Genomic DNA, 13529 nt, shown 5'->3' on the forward strand with positions numbered 1-13529 from the left:
AAAAGACCGCCATGATCCCGACCGGATCATGACGGTCTGTTGCAGGGAAAAGCGATGCACCGGGGTCATGCCCCGATTGCACCGCTTTTTTCTTTCGCTTCCTTTTCTTCGCGCCGGTCCTGCATCACTGCATTGACCTGGCCGCCGATGATGAGGATCATCGCGGAAAGGTACATCCAGATCATGAGGACGATGATGCCGCCGATGCTTCCATACGTGTTTGAATAGTTGCCGAAGTTCCCGACATAGAATGAGAATCCGAGTGAAGTCAGGATCCATCCGACCGTTGAGAAGATCCCGCCCGGAATGGCGTCCTTGAACTTCACTTTTGCGTTCGGAACGAGCCAGTAGATGAGCGTGAAGACGGTGAAGATCAGAATCGGCGGAATGATCCACCGGATGCTGTTCCACAGAGTCAGGAACCCTTGCTCCAAGCCGAAGTAGGAGAAGATCGTCTGGCCGATCTGCTGACCGAACACCGGCAGCGCCAGCGCGACGGCCACAACGGCGATCAGTGCGAGCGTGAAGACGATCGACAGGCCCCTCGTCACGAGGAATGAACGCTTTTCCGTTGTTAAGTACGATTGGTTCAACGCTTTGGTCAGCCGGTTCACGCCTCCCGACGCGGACCAGATCGTCCCGATGATCCCGACGGAGAGGAGTCCCCCTCTGCGTTGATTCAATACTTCCCCGACCGTTCCATCGATGATGCTATATACGTTTTCAGGCGCATATTCTTTTAGAAAGTCGAACATCGCGGACTGGTCGATATTCAAGTACGGGAGCAGAGTCAGCAGGAAGATGAGGAGCGGGAAGAGCGACAGAAGGAAGAAATAGGCAAGCTGAGAACCGAGCCCGGTCACATCCACGATCTTGATGCGGGTGAGAAGCTCCTTGAAGAAGCCCTGGCCGGTCGTCACGTCAAAGCGGTCGCGGTCCCCGTCTTTTATGTCGCCGACGAATCCTTTCACCTTTTCTTTCAGGCCGTCGTCCTTGTCTGCATCCTTCTTCCCTTCATGCTCCCGCGTTTTGCGGTCTGTCGCCATGTCTGTCCCTCCCCCTTTCCGTGCGTTCAGTTTTTTGCAGCGTCTCCGTCGACCGATCCGTCTTCATAGGCCTTTTCCGGAACGAAGGTTTCATCCGTACCCTGCGGCGGCTTCGTTGCGATGTCCTTGTATTCATCCTTTGCCTGGACGAGCATGTCCTTCGACTCGGTGAATGCGGATTTCGTGTCATCCACGAGCCCTTTCACGGTCGGGGTCAGTTCTTTGAGTTCCGCGGCCTTGTCGGTCAAGTATTCTTTGTCCGAGCTGAATTGGCTGTAGAGCGCCTTGTACTTGTCGGTCTGGTCCTGGATTTTCCACTTGAGGATATCAGGGTTTTTTGCGTAGTACTTCACATCAGCGCCAAGCTTCTTTGCCGAACTTGCCATGGATGCGCGGGTGCCCTTGTCAAACATGCTGATCACCGCTCCTGCCAGCGCCCCGATTGCCACCATTTTCCCAAATTTACTTCCGGCCATTCGAATCCCTCCATCTGTCATTTTTCTGCTTTGATTTCTATGTCCATTATACCCTCGGCCCATAGGACACAAACAAGGGGACCAACCGGCCGATTTTAAAAAGGTCTTGACTAACCGGCTGACTTTTCGGAATATTAACTGGTAAGGGGTGTGATATAGAACAGAGCCTCTTGCCAAAAAAAATTGAACGCATAGAAAAGGGGGAAACGTATTTGGACGCGCTCTCGAACATTTTGGACAAGCTCAGCGGCTTCATCTGGGGTCCTCCCCTGCTCATCCTGCTCGTCGGAACCGGTATTTTCCTGACTTTCCGTCTCGCATTCATCCAGCTCCGGCTCCTGCCCTACTCACTGAAACAGGTGTTTTCAAGAAAGCATGACAAGCGGGCCGCAGGGGACATTTCGCAGTTTCAGGCCCTGATGACCGCGATGGCCGCAACCGTCGGCGTCGGGAACATCGTCGGGGTTGCAACCGCCATCTCGCTCGGCGGCCCGGGTGCCGTCTTCTGGATGTGGCTCGCCGGGTTCTTCGGCATGGCGACCAAGTACGGCGAAGCGATCCTCGCCGTCAAATACCGGACGACCGACGCCAACGGACAGATGGCCGGCGGTCCGATGTATTATCTGGAACACGGCCTGAAAGCACGCTGGCTCGGCGTCCTGTTCGCCCTGTTCGGCACATTTGCCGCATTCGGCATCGGAAACGGGACCCAGTCCAAAGCCGTTGCAGATGCAGTGAAAATGACGTTCAACGTCCCTTACTGGGTGACCGGCCTCGTCCTCATGGCCGTGGCGGCGCTCGTCATCCTCGGGGGCATCAAGTCGATCGGGCGCGTCACGGCATTCTTCGTTCCGATCATGGCCCTCTTCTACTTCATCGCGGGCGCGATCGTGATGATTACGAACTTCAGCCTCGTGCCGGATGCATTCGCGACGATCTTCAGCCATGCGTTCGGCATCGAATCGGTCACAGGCGGTGCGATCGGCGCCGTCATCCGGTTCGGGATTGCCCGGGGGCTGTTCTCGAACGAGGCCGGTCTCGGCTCCGCGCCGATTGCGGCGGCGGCTGCCCGCACGGATATGCCTGGACGCCAGGCGCTCGTTTCAATGACCCAAGTGCTGTTCGATACGCTCATCATCTGCTCGATCACCGCAGTGACGATCGTCATGTCGGGCGTCTGGCAGGATGAAGGAGTCTCGACCGGCACGATGACCGCTGCGGCATTCGGCACATTCTTCGGAGATGCCGGCCAGTACATCGTCGGGATCGGCATCATCTTCTTCGCCGCTTCGACGATCTTCGGCTGGGCCTATTACGGAGAGAAATGCTTCCAGTACCTTTTCCCGAAAAACCCGAGGCTCCTCATTTACTACCGCCTGTTCTTCGTAGTCGTCATCTATTTCGGCGCGACGGCGACGCTCGACGTCGTCTGGGCATTCTCCGACGTGATGAACGGCCTCATGGCCATTCCGAACCTCATCGGCCTGCTCGGCCTCTCCGGCGTCATCGTCGCGGAGACGAAGCGGTTCCGGGTAAAAATCGAAGAAGAGAAGGAAGCGGCGCGAAACGGCACCGCCCCGGCAGCCGGCCCGGCCGAATAACCCGGAGAACGGATCGGTTTGACACCCCGGCGGTTTAGTGCAAGAATGGGGCGAGTCAGACGAAAGGCGTGAAACCGATATGGACCTCTCCAATCCATCTGCAGAAAACGTGGAATACATGATCAACGCCATCAAGGAAAAGCTGCGCATGGTCAATGTGGATGCCATGAAACCCGAGCACTTCAATGAATCGGACTACGAGGAACTGCGCTACCTGTATGACATGGTCATGAAACGCGAGAACTTCAGTCCCAATGAAATGCAGGCAATCGCCGCAGAACTCGGCAACCTTAGAAACTGAAACCGCACTTGCAATCGGCCGGACCGGCCGGGGCGCCTCACAGGCTCTCCCGGCCGGTCCGGTTTTTTTGAATTTCCGTCGAAAAAAGAGCGTCACCGGCAGGGTCCCGGATTGCCGGATTGCGCTTCGAATTGGTAGACTATTCATAGAACGGAAAGGGGTTTTGAATGATGGCCAACTTTAAGGAGAATCTTGAAAAATATGCTGAATTGGCAGTACGGGTCGGCGTGAACATCCAGCCCGGCCAGCCGCTTTACATCGGTGCATCCATCGACACGGCGGAATTTGTCCGGCTCGTCGTAAAAAAAGCATACGAGGCCGGGGCGAGCCACGTCCTCGTTGACTGGGCCGATGATGAAGTCTCGCGCCTCCGCTATGAACTGGCGCCGGAGGATTCGTTCTCCGAATTCCCCAACTGGATCCCCGCAATGCGCGAGGAACTGATCGAAAAAAATGCGGCATTCATGAATATCGTCTCGCAGAGCCCCGACCTCCTGAAAGATGCGGATCCGAACCGGATTGCGACTTTCCAGAAGGCGGCCGGGCAGGCGCTCGAGAAATACCGCCAGGCCGTGCAATCCGACAAGGTGAGCTGGACAGTCATCGCAGCGCCTTCCGAAGCATGGGCGGCCAAAGTATTCCCGGACTTGCCGGAGGCCGATCAGGTGGCCGCACTGTGGGATGCCATCTTCAAGGCGGTCCGCGTCGATGCGGAAGATCCGGTCGCGGCCTGGAAACGGCATGATGAAACACTCCATGAAAAAGTCGAGCACCTGAACGGGCGCAAGTATGCGAAGCTTCATTACACCGCCCCGGGAACGGACTTGACGATCGGCCTTCCGGAAGGCCATCTGTGGGCAGGCGCGGGCAGCGTCAACGCCCGGGGCCATGAATTCATGGCCAACATGCCGACGGAAGAAGTGTTCACCGTTCCCCACCGCGAGCGGATCGACGGGTTCGTCTCCAGCACGAAGCCGCTCAGTTACAGCGGCAACATCATCGACCGGTTCAAGATCACCTTCAAAGACGGCCGCATCACCGACGTCGAAGCCGAACAGGGCGAGGATGTATTGAAACATCTGATCGAAGCCGACGAAGGGGCGAAGTCGCTCGGCGAAGTGGCACTCGTCCCCCACTCCTCCCCGATCTCGACGTCCGGCATCCTCTTCTTCAACACGCTGTTTGACGAGAATGCATCGAACCACCTTGCGATCGGCAGCGCCTATGCCTTCTGCCTGGAAGGCGGCAAGGAAATGGACCGGGAGCAGCTTGAAGCGCATGGTCTCAATCAAAGCATCACGCATGTCGACTTCATGATCGGCTCCGGCCAGATGGACATCGACGGCATCCTCGAAGACGGAACACGCGAACCGATCTTCCGCGGCGGCGAGTGGGCTTTCTGATCCGGTTTTCTACCCTTCGGCGGCTGTGTACAAATTTGTCACAATTCCGTGTGGTTCCATCAACCCCCTCTTAAATTGGGGCGGGATTTGTAGTATAATGGACTACAGACACCGCAATGAGCATCATTTAGAGAGGAGTGTTCCAACATGTGGCTTATGTATACGACCGTGATCGGCTATGCGATCATGCTTCTGTTAGTCGGTCTCTTCATCATGCACTTCCTGAAACAAGGAATGGTTGCGGAAGATTCCTCGACGATCGATCCAAAACCCGACCATGACTACGACCGCTGAGCTGCCGGTTTTCCGGCAGCTTTTTTGATTTTATTTTGCTTACAAACTCGTTTCAGGATGATGAAAAACTTGTAACAAACCGGGACTTCCGGCATGTTTTCATTCCTCCCGCCAGGTAATTGCGGGCCGTTTGTCCTTCTTCCGCTGTCACAATCCAAGATCCTCCATTTTGCGGCAGGCGGGTCATCCTCTATACTATGGAAAGCAGATAGTCTGTCACCAGGAGGCTTTTCATTATGTGGAACTCAACTGATATCGGTATCGATCTCGGCACAGCCAATCTTCTCATCTACACGAAAGCCAAACAGATCGTCTTCAACGAACCCGCCGTCGTCGCCGTCGACCGGAAAGGAAGAGTGATCGCGGTAGGCAATGAAGCGAAAGTCATGATCGGCAAGACGCCCGGAGACATCCGGGCCATCCGCCCGCTGCAGGACGGGGTGATCGCCGACTATGACATGACAGCGGAGATGCTCAAATCGGCAATGGCCAAAGCGACCAAGAAACTCGGGCAGCCGCTCCGCAAACCCCGGGTCGTCGCAGCCGTCCCGTGCGGTTCGACTTCCGTCGAGCAACGCGCCATCGTGGATGCGATCAAGTCATTCGGGGCAAAGGAAGTGCATCTCATCGAGGAGCCGGTCGCAGCCGCAATCGGCGCAGATCTGCCGGTCGGCGAACCGATCGCGAACGTCATCGTCGACATCGGCGGCGGCACGACCGAAGTCGCCATCATCTCCTTCGGCGGCGTCGTCTCCTCCAACAGCGTGAAGTTTGCCGGCGACAACATGGATGAGGAAATCATCCAGCACGTCCGCAAGCGCCACAACGTCCTCATCGGCGAACAGACCGCCGAAGCGATCAAGAAAGAGATCGGCTTTGCGCCCGTGGCCCATGAAGCAAAGACGATGGATGTTCGCGGCCGGGACGTCGTGACCGGGCTTCCGAAAACGATTACGCTCCACTCCCGTGACATCCAGCAATGCCTGAAAGAAGGAATGGAGACCATCCTCGAAGCGATCCGCACAACGCTCGAACTCTGCCCGGCCGAACTCTCCGGCGACATCGTCGATCAGGGGATTGTTCTGACGGGCGGCGGATCTTTGCTGAACGGCATGCAGGAATGGCTGTCCCAGGTTATTTCCGTCCCCGTTCATACCGCCCCTGAACCGATGGAGGCTGTCGCGGTCGGCACCGGGAAAGCGCTCGGCACGATCATGACATTGAAGAAAGCGGCCCTTTGAATGAAGGGTAACCCGATCTGCCCTGTTTGGGCGGATCGGGTTTTTCTTTTGAGGGATGTTCGGCGGCCGGCGGTGACTTGCGCCCGCTGAGCCGTCCCGCCTGATTTTCGCGCCCGCTTTGACCGGTTTCGCGGCTGCTTGACCACTTTTCGCGGCCGCTTTCCGCTCCCTCGGATTTTCGCGGCCGCTTTAGCCGGTTTCGCGGCCGCTTCACCACTTTTCGCGGCCGCTTTCCGTCCCGCCGGATTTTCGCGCCCGCTTTGGCCGGTTTCGCGGCCGCTTCACCACTTTTCGCGTCCGCTTTCCGTCCCGCCGGATTTTCGCGCCCGCTTTGGCCGGTTTCGCGGCCGCTTCACCAATTTTCGCGGCTGCTTTCCGTCCCGCCGGATTTTCGCGCCCGCTTCGGCCCGTTTCGCGGCCGCCCGCCGGCCCCCACGGATATCCCGCAGCTCCCGGACCTCCCGCCCCCGACATTCCACTACCCAAAGAAACCTATCCCGGATTCAGCTCCGGAACAGGTTTCTCAGTTTGGACAGATGTCTCCGCAGGGCGGCCTTACCCTTTCAATGGTCGTCCTCGAGGATGGCGTACAAGTAGTGGTCCTCCCAGACGCCGTTGATGAACAGCAGCTGCCGGAGCAGCCCTTCCTGCCGGAGACCGGCCTTTTCTAGGACACGGACGGATCCGACGTTGTCCGGGGAGACATACGCTTCGATCCGGTGGAGACCCGCCCGCTCGAATCCGAACTCCAGGATGAGCCGGACGGCTTCGGTGGCGATCCCCTTCCCCGTTTCCGCCTGGTCGATCGAGTAGCCGACGAATCCGCTCAGGAACGGCAGCCGCTTGATCCCGTAAAGGGAAATGTGGCCGATGAGCCGGTTGTTGTCCGCGCGGAAAATGCCGAAGCTGTACTCCCGCTTTTCCCGCAGTTGCTGGAGCGACTCCCGGATCTTCTCGCGCTGGACGGCCACCGTGTAGTAGGAGCTGTCATGCCGCGGTTCGTAGACGGACCAGTAGGATTTGTTTCGCGATGTGAGATTCGTCATGGCCAGGGCATCGTCCTCTGTGAGGACCCGCAGCACGACGGTCTCGCCTTTCAAGGTGATCACGCCGCGGTCACCCTTCTTGGTCGGTCAGCGCAAGGAATTCTTCGACGTCCCGGATGCAGAGGCGGACGCCCTTTTCCCAGAATTCCTGCTTCGTGATGTCTTCGCCCAGGTGCTTTTCGGCCAGTTCCTCGACCGGCATGACGGCCGTGTCGCGGAGAAGGGCCATGTACTTTTCTTCGAATGCTTCGCCTTCCTCCAGCGCCTTCGCATAAATGCTCAGGGAGAACAGGTAGCCGAATGTGTACGGGAAGTTGTAGAACGGAACGCCCGTAATATAGAAATGGAGCTTCGATGCCCAGAAATGCGGATGGGTTTCCCCGAGCGCCCCGGCAAATGCCTCGCGCTGCGCTTCTTCCATGAGCTCGTTCAGNGGATATCCCGCAGCTCCCGGACCTCCCGCCCCCGACATTCCACTACCCAAAGAAACCTATCCCGGATTCAGCTCCGGAACAGGTTTCTCAGTTTGGACAGATGTCTCCGCAGGGCGGCCTTACCCTTTCAATGGTCGTCCTCGAGGATGGCGTACAAGTAGTGGTCCTCCCAGACGCCGTTGATGAACAGCAGCTGCCGGAGCAGCCCTTCCTGCCGGAGACCGGCCTTTTCTAGGACACGGACGGATCCGACGTTGTCCGGGGAGACATACGCTTCGATCCGGTGGAGACCCGCCCGCTCGAATCCGAACTCCAGGATGAGCCGGACGGCTTCGGTGGCGATCCCCTTCCCCGTTTCCGCCTGGTCGATCGAGTAGCCGACGAATCCGCTCAGGAACGGCAGCCGCTTGATCCCGTAAAGGGAAATGTGGCCGATGAGCCGGTTGTTGTCCGCGCGGAAAATGCCGAAGCTGTACTCCCGCTTTTCCCGCAGTTGCTGGAGCGACTCCCGGATCTTCTCGCGCTGGACGGCCACCGTGTAGTAGGAGCTGTCATGCCGCGGTTCGTAGACGGACCAGTAGGATTTGTTTCGCGATGTGAGATTCGTCATGGCCAGGGCATCGTCCTCTGTGAGGACCCGCAGCACGACGGTCTCGCCTTTCAAGGTGATCACGCCGCGGTCACCCTTCTTGGTCGGTCAGCGCAAGGAATTCTTCGACGTCCCGGATGCAGAGGCGGACGCCCTTTTCCCAGAATTCCTGCTTCGTGATGTCTTCGCCCAGGTGCTTTTCGGCCAGTTCCTCGACCGGCATGACGGCCGTGTCGCGGAGAAGGGCCATGTACTTTTCTTCGAATGCTTCGCCTTCCTCCAGCGCCTTCGCATAAATGCTCAGGGAGAACAGGTAGCCGAATGTGTACGGGAAGTTGTAGAACGGAACGCCCGTAATATAGAAATGGAGCTTCGATGCCCAGAAATGCGGATGGGTTTCCCCGAGCGCCCCGGCAAATGCCTCGCGCTGCGCTTCTTCCATGAGCTCGTTCAGCCGGTCGGACGAGACGATGCCTTTCTTCCGCTCCTCGTAGAAGCGCGTCTCGAACAGGAACCGGGCGTGGATATTCATGAAGAACGCGACGCTCCGCTGGATTTTATCTTCCAGAAGGGCGAGCTTCTCTTCGTCCGTTTGCGCTTCCTTGACCGCCGCGTCCGCCACGATCATTTCCGCGAATGTCGAGGCCGTCTCGGCGACGTTCATCGCGTACATGCGGTTCAGCGGGTGGACCGGACGCAGTGCATACGAGTGGAACGCGTGGCCGAGCTCGTGGGCGAGTGTCGCCACGTTCGACATCGAACCGCTGTACGTCATGAAGATCCGGGATTCCTCCGATTGCGGCATGCCGGTGCAGAAGCCGCCCGGCCGCTTGTTCGGCCGGTCTTCCGCCTCGATCCAGCCGTTCTCAAACGCCATGCGCGAGAACGACTCGAGCTCGGGACCGAATTTCCCGAAATGGTCGAGGATGAACTCGGCGCCTTCCTGGTAATCGATCGTCTTCACCGATTCCGTGACCGGCGCATCGACGTCCTGCCAGTCGAGCTTCTCTTTGCCGAGAAGCCGCGCCTTCCGGTCCAGATAGCGGGCAAACGGCTCTTTATTCGCGGAAATGGCGCCCCACATCGCGTCGAGCGTTTCCTGCTTCATCCGGTTGTATTCCAGCGGCTCGCGGAGCACATTGTCCCATCCCCGCTTCTCATACACCTGCAGGCGGAAACCGGCGATTGAATTGAGCGTCTTCGCGAAGAATTCTTCCTTCTCCGCCCAGGCGGCCTCGAGCTTCTCGAACGACTCCCGCCGTACGTCCGCATCCGGGTGGGAAGAAAGGTTGTTCGCCTGGCCGACTGACAGCTTGCGCTCTTCCCCGTCAACCGTGACCGTCACCTCGATCTCTCCGACGAGCAGGTCGTACAGCTCCCCCCAGCCGTGATAGCCGTCGACGGACAGCGCCGTGATGAGCGCCTCTTCCGCTTCCGAAAGACGGGCCGCGGACTTTTCGCGCCATTCGCCGAGGATGAACGCGAAGTCTTTCAGCCGGTCATCTGACAGGAGTTCGTTCCATACCGTCTCCTCCGTCTTGGCGAGCTTCTGCTGGAACGACATGAATGCCGTCTGGAATTTCGCGCCGAGCGCCGACGATTCCCCTTGGAGGAGGAGTGCCTGCTTATCGGTCGTATCCTGTGCCAGGAAGCAGCCGATGACCGCTCCCGCTTCGCGGAGATGGTTCGACGTCTCTTTTGTCTTGTCGATCAGTTCGGCCACCTGTGCGGCATCCGTTTTTGATTCCGGTGTCCGGAAGCCTGCGGTTTGTGCGGAGTAGTCCTGGACGAGGCCTGCCGCTTCGTCCAGATGCCGCCTCAGTTCATCAGAAGAACTGCCGCCTTCGAAGAATGTGTCCAGGTCCCAAGTGACCGGATATGTCTTGGTTGTCATCAAAATTCCCCCTGCCCGTTTGCCAATTTTCATAAAAATGAATCCCCTTCATTATATCACGGTTATTCGCATGGCGAAACGTTCCAACTGGCAATAAAGTGTCACACTTTCCAGCGTACGGGCTGCCTAACGCATGTATACTATGTTAAGTAGGAGGTGAAGACGATTGGTCCGTCAATCGATCATGGGAATCGCGCTGCTCGCGGCGGCCGGATTCCAGGCGGCGGCCTTCCTCATGCCCCCGGGTGGCCATCCGGCGGATGAGATCGCCGGACGCCTCCCGGTCATTTTTATGCCGGCCACTTTCGCCACGGTCATCCTGCTGGCCATCTATCCGCTTCTTGCATACTGGGTGGTCCGCTTCGGCCGAGACGGCGCCGGCATCGGGGTACAAAACAAGCGGGCCGGATTGTTCATCGGCATCTGCTTGTCGCAAATCGCGAATATACTCGCCTGGCAGGAGGAAGCCCTCCTCCCCGCCATCGCTTCGGGCTCCTTGCAGGTCATCCTGCTGGCGGTCCTTTATTTCAGTTATCCCCGACGTAAAAACATACTCGGCGGCCGGATTCCGGTGTCCGCCCTGCTTTCATGGAGCCTGTTCTGCCTGCTGGTTGTCATTCATTACACACTGGAATTCTATGATTGGAGCGGCTTCGGCCTGAGCGACCCGCTCTGGGCAATCCTGACGAACACATTCGCCGCGGCGGTCGCCCTTCATTTTCTCCATCATTACAGGGACCGGACGTTTGCACTCGTCTTCTCCTGGATGGCCGCGATGGTCGCATTCCATAATTTGCTCGATGAGCCGTTCGTCACGGCCGCATCACTGTTCCTGGCCGGCACCGCGCTCGTCTGGACATTCATCGACATGAGAAAGACAAGCCCCCGCCTCGAAACGGCGAAAAATGAATAATGCACGAAAAAACGGCCCGGGGATCCATTCCCGGGCCGTTTCGTTTTGTCTGATGGCGGAGGGCCGGTCAGTCCTCCAGCTCGGTGATCAGGACCGGGCCGTCTTTCGTGACGATCACCGTATGCTCGATCTGAGCGACAAGCGACTTGTCCGGCGTGATGAACGCCCATCCGTCGCCGCCCTCGATGATATGTTCCGCCTTCTCCGAGATGAACGGCTCGACGGCGAGCACCATGCCCTCCCGCATGATTTCGGTGTCCCACCGGTCATAGTAGTTCAGCACATGCTGGGGCGGTTCATGGAGCGAACGCCCGACTCCGTGGCCGGTCAGGTTCTTGATCACATGGAGGCCGTTGTCCCGCGCTTCCCGTTCGACCGCCTTGCCGATCGCATTCAGCCGGCCGCCCGGCTTCACCTTCGTCATCGCCCGGTCGAACGCGCTCTTCGCCACGTCGCACAGCTTCTGCTTGCGCTCATCCGGCCCGCCGATGACGAACGAAATGCCCGTATCCGCGAAATAGCCGTTCCAGGAACCGGACACATCCACGTTCACCATGTCCCCTTCCTTCAGCGGCACATTGTCCGGAATGCCGTGCGCGACCACATGGTTCACACTGATGCACGTATACCCGGGAAAATCGTACTCGCCCATCGGACCGGACACCGCCCCCGCTTCCTCGAACATGCGGCCGGCGATCTCGTCCAGCTCCTTCGTCGTCACGCCCGGCTTCGTCGCATCCTTCAGCGCATCCCGGATCTCCGCCACAATGCGGCCGATCTTCCGGAGAGACTCAAACTCCTCTGTCGTCTTTGCGATCATCGTATTCAGCACTTCCTTCTATGGATTCACTTCCACTATACCACAGACGGCACGCCGTAAAAAACAGGTCAGCTCCGGAGCGTCCGGACCCCCGCGGCGAGACACCACAGAAATGAACCGGCCTGTGCCCCCGCGAACAGCAGCGCCAGCACGAACTGCGCCCCCGCATGCCCGAACGACGGCACCTCCCCCGTAAACGGCGCACTGCGGAACGCATTCGCCGCCATGAACGTCATGAAAAGAAAAGCTGCGAACGGCACGGCCGGGATAAGCTGGATGAAGCACGCCCGCTTCGCGTGGCGCCGGACGGCCGGCTCGCCCGATGCAAAAAACACGACGAGCGGAAACAGCAGCGGGGCGAAGGCGACGCTGAAATAATTGAGCGCGCCGAGCAGGCGGGGGTGGTCCAAGGCGATTGCCTCCTTTCCTTCGCCGGGCAGTGCCGCCGGCTGGCTGGTTTTCGCCACCGGACGGGCAGCGCGCCCCTTTCATCATACGGGGCCGGAAAGCGCACTGTGACGAAAGGCGCGGGTTGAATCATTCCGACTTATGTACTACACTGGAAGCGTCCATACTGAATAGTGGAACCACAAGGGGAGCCGCCGGCGCGGCTGAGAGTGGATGGCAACGGTCCAGACCCTTTGAACCTGTAAGATCATGCTTGCGCAGGGATGTGGATGGAAAACGATGCCTAAGGCGTCCGGCTCTGTCCCGGACGCTTTTTTTGTCGTCCCCATCTTGCTTGCGACTATCATCATGGGGGGATTTTTTCATGCAACGCAACAGACTTCAGTTCCTGATCGAGGTGGCGATCTTCTCCGCCATCGGGCTCGTCCTCGATCAGATCTCAATCAAACTTTGGTTCCAGGGCGGCTCCATTAGCCTGACGATGGTGCCGATCATCCTGATGGCCTTCCGCTGGGGCCTCGGCGGCGGGCTCCTTACCGGACTCATCCTCGGCGGGCTCCAGACATTTGCCGGCGCCTATATTATCCATCCGGTCCAGGGCTTCCTCGATTACTTCGGCGCTTACATGGTCGTCGGCTTCGCGGCGCTCTTCCGCCCGCTCGTCGTTTCGGCCGCGGAAAAGGGCCGGAAGACGACGATGATCTGGGCAATCGCCGGAGGCACGGTGCTCGGCGGCATCCTCCGCTACGCCGCCCATGTCCTGTCGGGCGTCGTCTTCTTCGGAGCGACGGCGCTCGACCTCGGCGAAAACGTCTGGTGGTACTCGATCGCCTACAACGCCGGCTATATGATCCCGTCAATCATTCTGACCGCCGCCGTCAACGGATTCCTGTTCTCGACCGCACCGCGACTGCTGAAGCGGGAGAACCTCAGACTCCAGTCTGCCCGCTGACCGGCCGGTCTAAACCCGCCACTCCATTCAGTTGGACACCCGCCCGCGTGGCGGGTTTTTTGATGTGGGATTGTCCTCGGATTTTCAAAGGCGCGTGAGGCGGGTTCGCGG

14 protein-coding genes, 1 pseudogene and 1 riboswitch are annotated in these 13529 nt (G+C 58.7%); of the genes and pseudogenes, 7 read left to right on the forward strand and 8 right to left on the reverse strand.

The genetic code is table 11. From position 1 onward, the window contains the following. Nucleotides 1-65: 65 nt before the first annotated feature. Together BN1189_RS01805 and BN1189_RS01810 are read right to left on the reverse strand one after the other, a co-directional pair. A complete protein-coding gene (locus tag BN1189_RS01805) occupies nt 66-1046 on the reverse strand; it encodes a YihY/virulence factor BrkB family protein (protein ID WP_052455569.1) in 981 nt (326 codons plus the stop codon). 26 nt (nt 1047-1072) lie between these two features. Continuing rightward, on the reverse strand, nt 1073-1522 hold the full coding sequence (locus BN1189_RS01810; RefSeq protein WP_040224932.1) for a hypothetical protein: 450 nt from the start codon (nt 1520-1522) through the stop codon (nt 1073-1075). A gap of 212 nt (nt 1523-1734) precedes the next feature. On the opposite strand from BN1189_RS01810, the gene BN1189_RS01815 reads away from it, so the two are divergent. From BN1189_RS01815 to mreBH, 5 genes are all read left to right on the forward strand, one after another. Next, a complete protein-coding gene (locus BN1189_RS01815) occupies nt 1735-3123 on the forward strand; it encodes an alanine/glycine:cation symporter family protein (protein WP_040224933.1) in 1389 nt (462 codons plus the stop codon). Between the two features lie 79 nt (nt 3124-3202). Then, nucleotides 3203-3424, forward strand: coding sequence for a DUF1128 domain-containing protein (locus BN1189_RS01820; RefSeq protein ID WP_040224934.1), 222 nt, complete (start codon nt 3203-3205; stop codon nt 3422-3424). 170 nt (nt 3425-3594) lie between these two features. After that, nucleotides 3595-4827 (forward strand): aminopeptidase, encoded by a 1233-nt coding sequence (locus tag BN1189_RS01825; protein WP_040224957.1) that lies wholly within the window; start codon nt 3595-3597, stop codon nt 4825-4827. A gap of 147 nt (nt 4828-4974) precedes the next feature. Beyond that, the gene (locus BN1189_RS15935; RefSeq protein ID WP_179860880.1) at nt 4975-5121 is read left to right on the forward strand and encodes a hypothetical protein; all 147 of its coding nucleotides are present in this window, start codon (nt 4975-4977) and stop codon (nt 5119-5121) included. Between the two features lie 236 nt (nt 5122-5357). After that, nucleotides 5358-6362, forward strand: a complete 1005-nt coding sequence (gene mreBH, locus BN1189_RS01830; protein ID WP_040224935.1) for a rod-share determining protein MreBH — start codon at nt 5358-5360, stop codon at nt 6360-6362. 563 nt (nt 6363-6925) lie between these two features. Here the strand turns inward: mreBH and BN1189_RS01840 are convergent. The 4 genes and pseudogenes from BN1189_RS01840 to BN1189_RS01855 form a co-directional block, all read right to left on the reverse strand. Beyond that, entirely contained in the window at nt 6926-7471 is a 546-nt protein-coding gene (locus BN1189_RS01840) for a GNAT family N-acetyltransferase (protein ID WP_040224937.1), read from the reverse strand. A gap of 7 nt (nt 7472-7478) precedes the next feature. After that, nucleotides 7479-7841: pseudogene (locus BN1189_RS01845) on the reverse strand (M3 family oligoendopeptidase); the annotation flags it as partial. A gap of 128 nt (nt 7842-7969) precedes the next feature. Beyond that, a complete protein-coding gene (locus BN1189_RS01850; protein ID WP_040224937.1) occupies nt 7970-8515 on the reverse strand; it encodes a GNAT family N-acetyltransferase in 546 nt (181 codons plus the stop codon). Between the two features lie 7 nt (nt 8516-8522). Continuing rightward, a complete protein-coding gene (locus tag BN1189_RS01855) occupies nt 8523-10325 on the reverse strand; it encodes a M3 family oligoendopeptidase (protein ID WP_040224939.1) in 1803 nt (600 codons plus the stop codon). 166 nt (nt 10326-10491) lie between these two features. Here BN1189_RS01855 and BN1189_RS01860 point away from each other — a divergent pair, with 166 nt between their 5' ends. Next, a complete protein-coding gene (locus tag BN1189_RS01860) occupies nt 10492-11238 on the forward strand; it encodes a hypothetical protein (protein WP_052455570.1) in 747 nt (248 codons plus the stop codon). A gap of 67 nt (nt 11239-11305) precedes the next feature. Here the strand turns inward: BN1189_RS01860 and map are convergent, their stop codons facing one another. Continuing rightward, complete coding sequence (map, locus tag BN1189_RS01865; protein WP_040224941.1) at nt 11306-12058, reverse strand: type I methionyl aminopeptidase; 753 nt, start codon at nt 12056-12058, stop codon at nt 11306-11308. A gap of 68 nt (nt 12059-12126) precedes the next feature. After that, on the reverse strand, nt 12127-12468 hold the full coding sequence (locus BN1189_RS01870; RefSeq protein ID WP_143242226.1) for a hypothetical protein: 342 nt from the start codon (nt 12466-12468) through the stop codon (nt 12127-12129). A gap of 172 nt (nt 12469-12640) precedes the next feature. Then, a riboswitch (TPP riboswitch) is annotated at nt 12641-12747 on the forward strand. A gap of 83 nt (nt 12748-12830) precedes the next feature. Between BN1189_RS01870 and thiT the strand changes: the two genes are divergently transcribed. After that, nucleotides 12831-13418, forward strand: coding sequence for an energy-coupled thiamine transporter ThiT (gene thiT, locus BN1189_RS01875; protein WP_040224943.1), 588 nt, complete (start codon nt 12831-12833; stop codon nt 13416-13418). The last annotated feature ends 111 nt before the right edge of the window (nt 13419-13529 follow it).

It is taken from the genome of Bhargavaea cecembensis (assembly GCF_000826125.2).
In the GTDB taxonomy this organism is placed as follows: domain Bacteria; phylum Bacillota; class Bacilli; order Bacillales_A; family Planococcaceae; genus Bhargavaea; species Bhargavaea cecembensis_B.

Coding starts and splice junctions, on each gene's coding strand:
- BN1189_RS01825 (WP_040224957.1), top strand. CDS start 3,595: ATGGCCAACTTTAAGGAGAATCTTGAAAAATATGCTGAATTGGCAGTA.
- BN1189_RS01810 (WP_040224932.1), bottom strand. CDS start 1,522: ATGGCCGGAAGTAAATTTGGGAAAATGGTGGCAATCGGGGCGCTGGCA.
- mreBH (WP_040224935.1), top strand. CDS start 5,358: ATGTGGAACTCAACTGATATCGGTATCGATCTCGGCACAGCCAATCTT.
- BN1189_RS01855 (WP_040224939.1), bottom strand. CDS start 10,325: ATGACAACCAAGACATATCCGGTCACTTGGGACCTGGACACATTCTTC.
- BN1189_RS01805 (WP_052455569.1), bottom strand. CDS start 1,046: ATGGCGACAGACCGCAAAACGCGGGAGCATGAAGGGAAGAAGGATGCA.
- map (WP_040224941.1), bottom strand. CDS start 12,058: ATGATCGCAAAGACGACAGAGGAGTTTGAGTCTCTCCGGAAGATCGGC.
- BN1189_RS15935 (WP_179860880.1), top strand. CDS start 4,975: ATGTGGCTTATGTATACGACCGTGATCGGCTATGCGATCATGCTTCTG.
- BN1189_RS01820 (WP_040224934.1), top strand. CDS start 3,203: ATGGACCTCTCCAATCCATCTGCAGAAAACGTGGAATACATGATCAAC.
- thiT (WP_040224943.1), top strand. CDS start 12,831: ATGCAACGCAACAGACTTCAGTTCCTGATCGAGGTGGCGATCTTCTCC.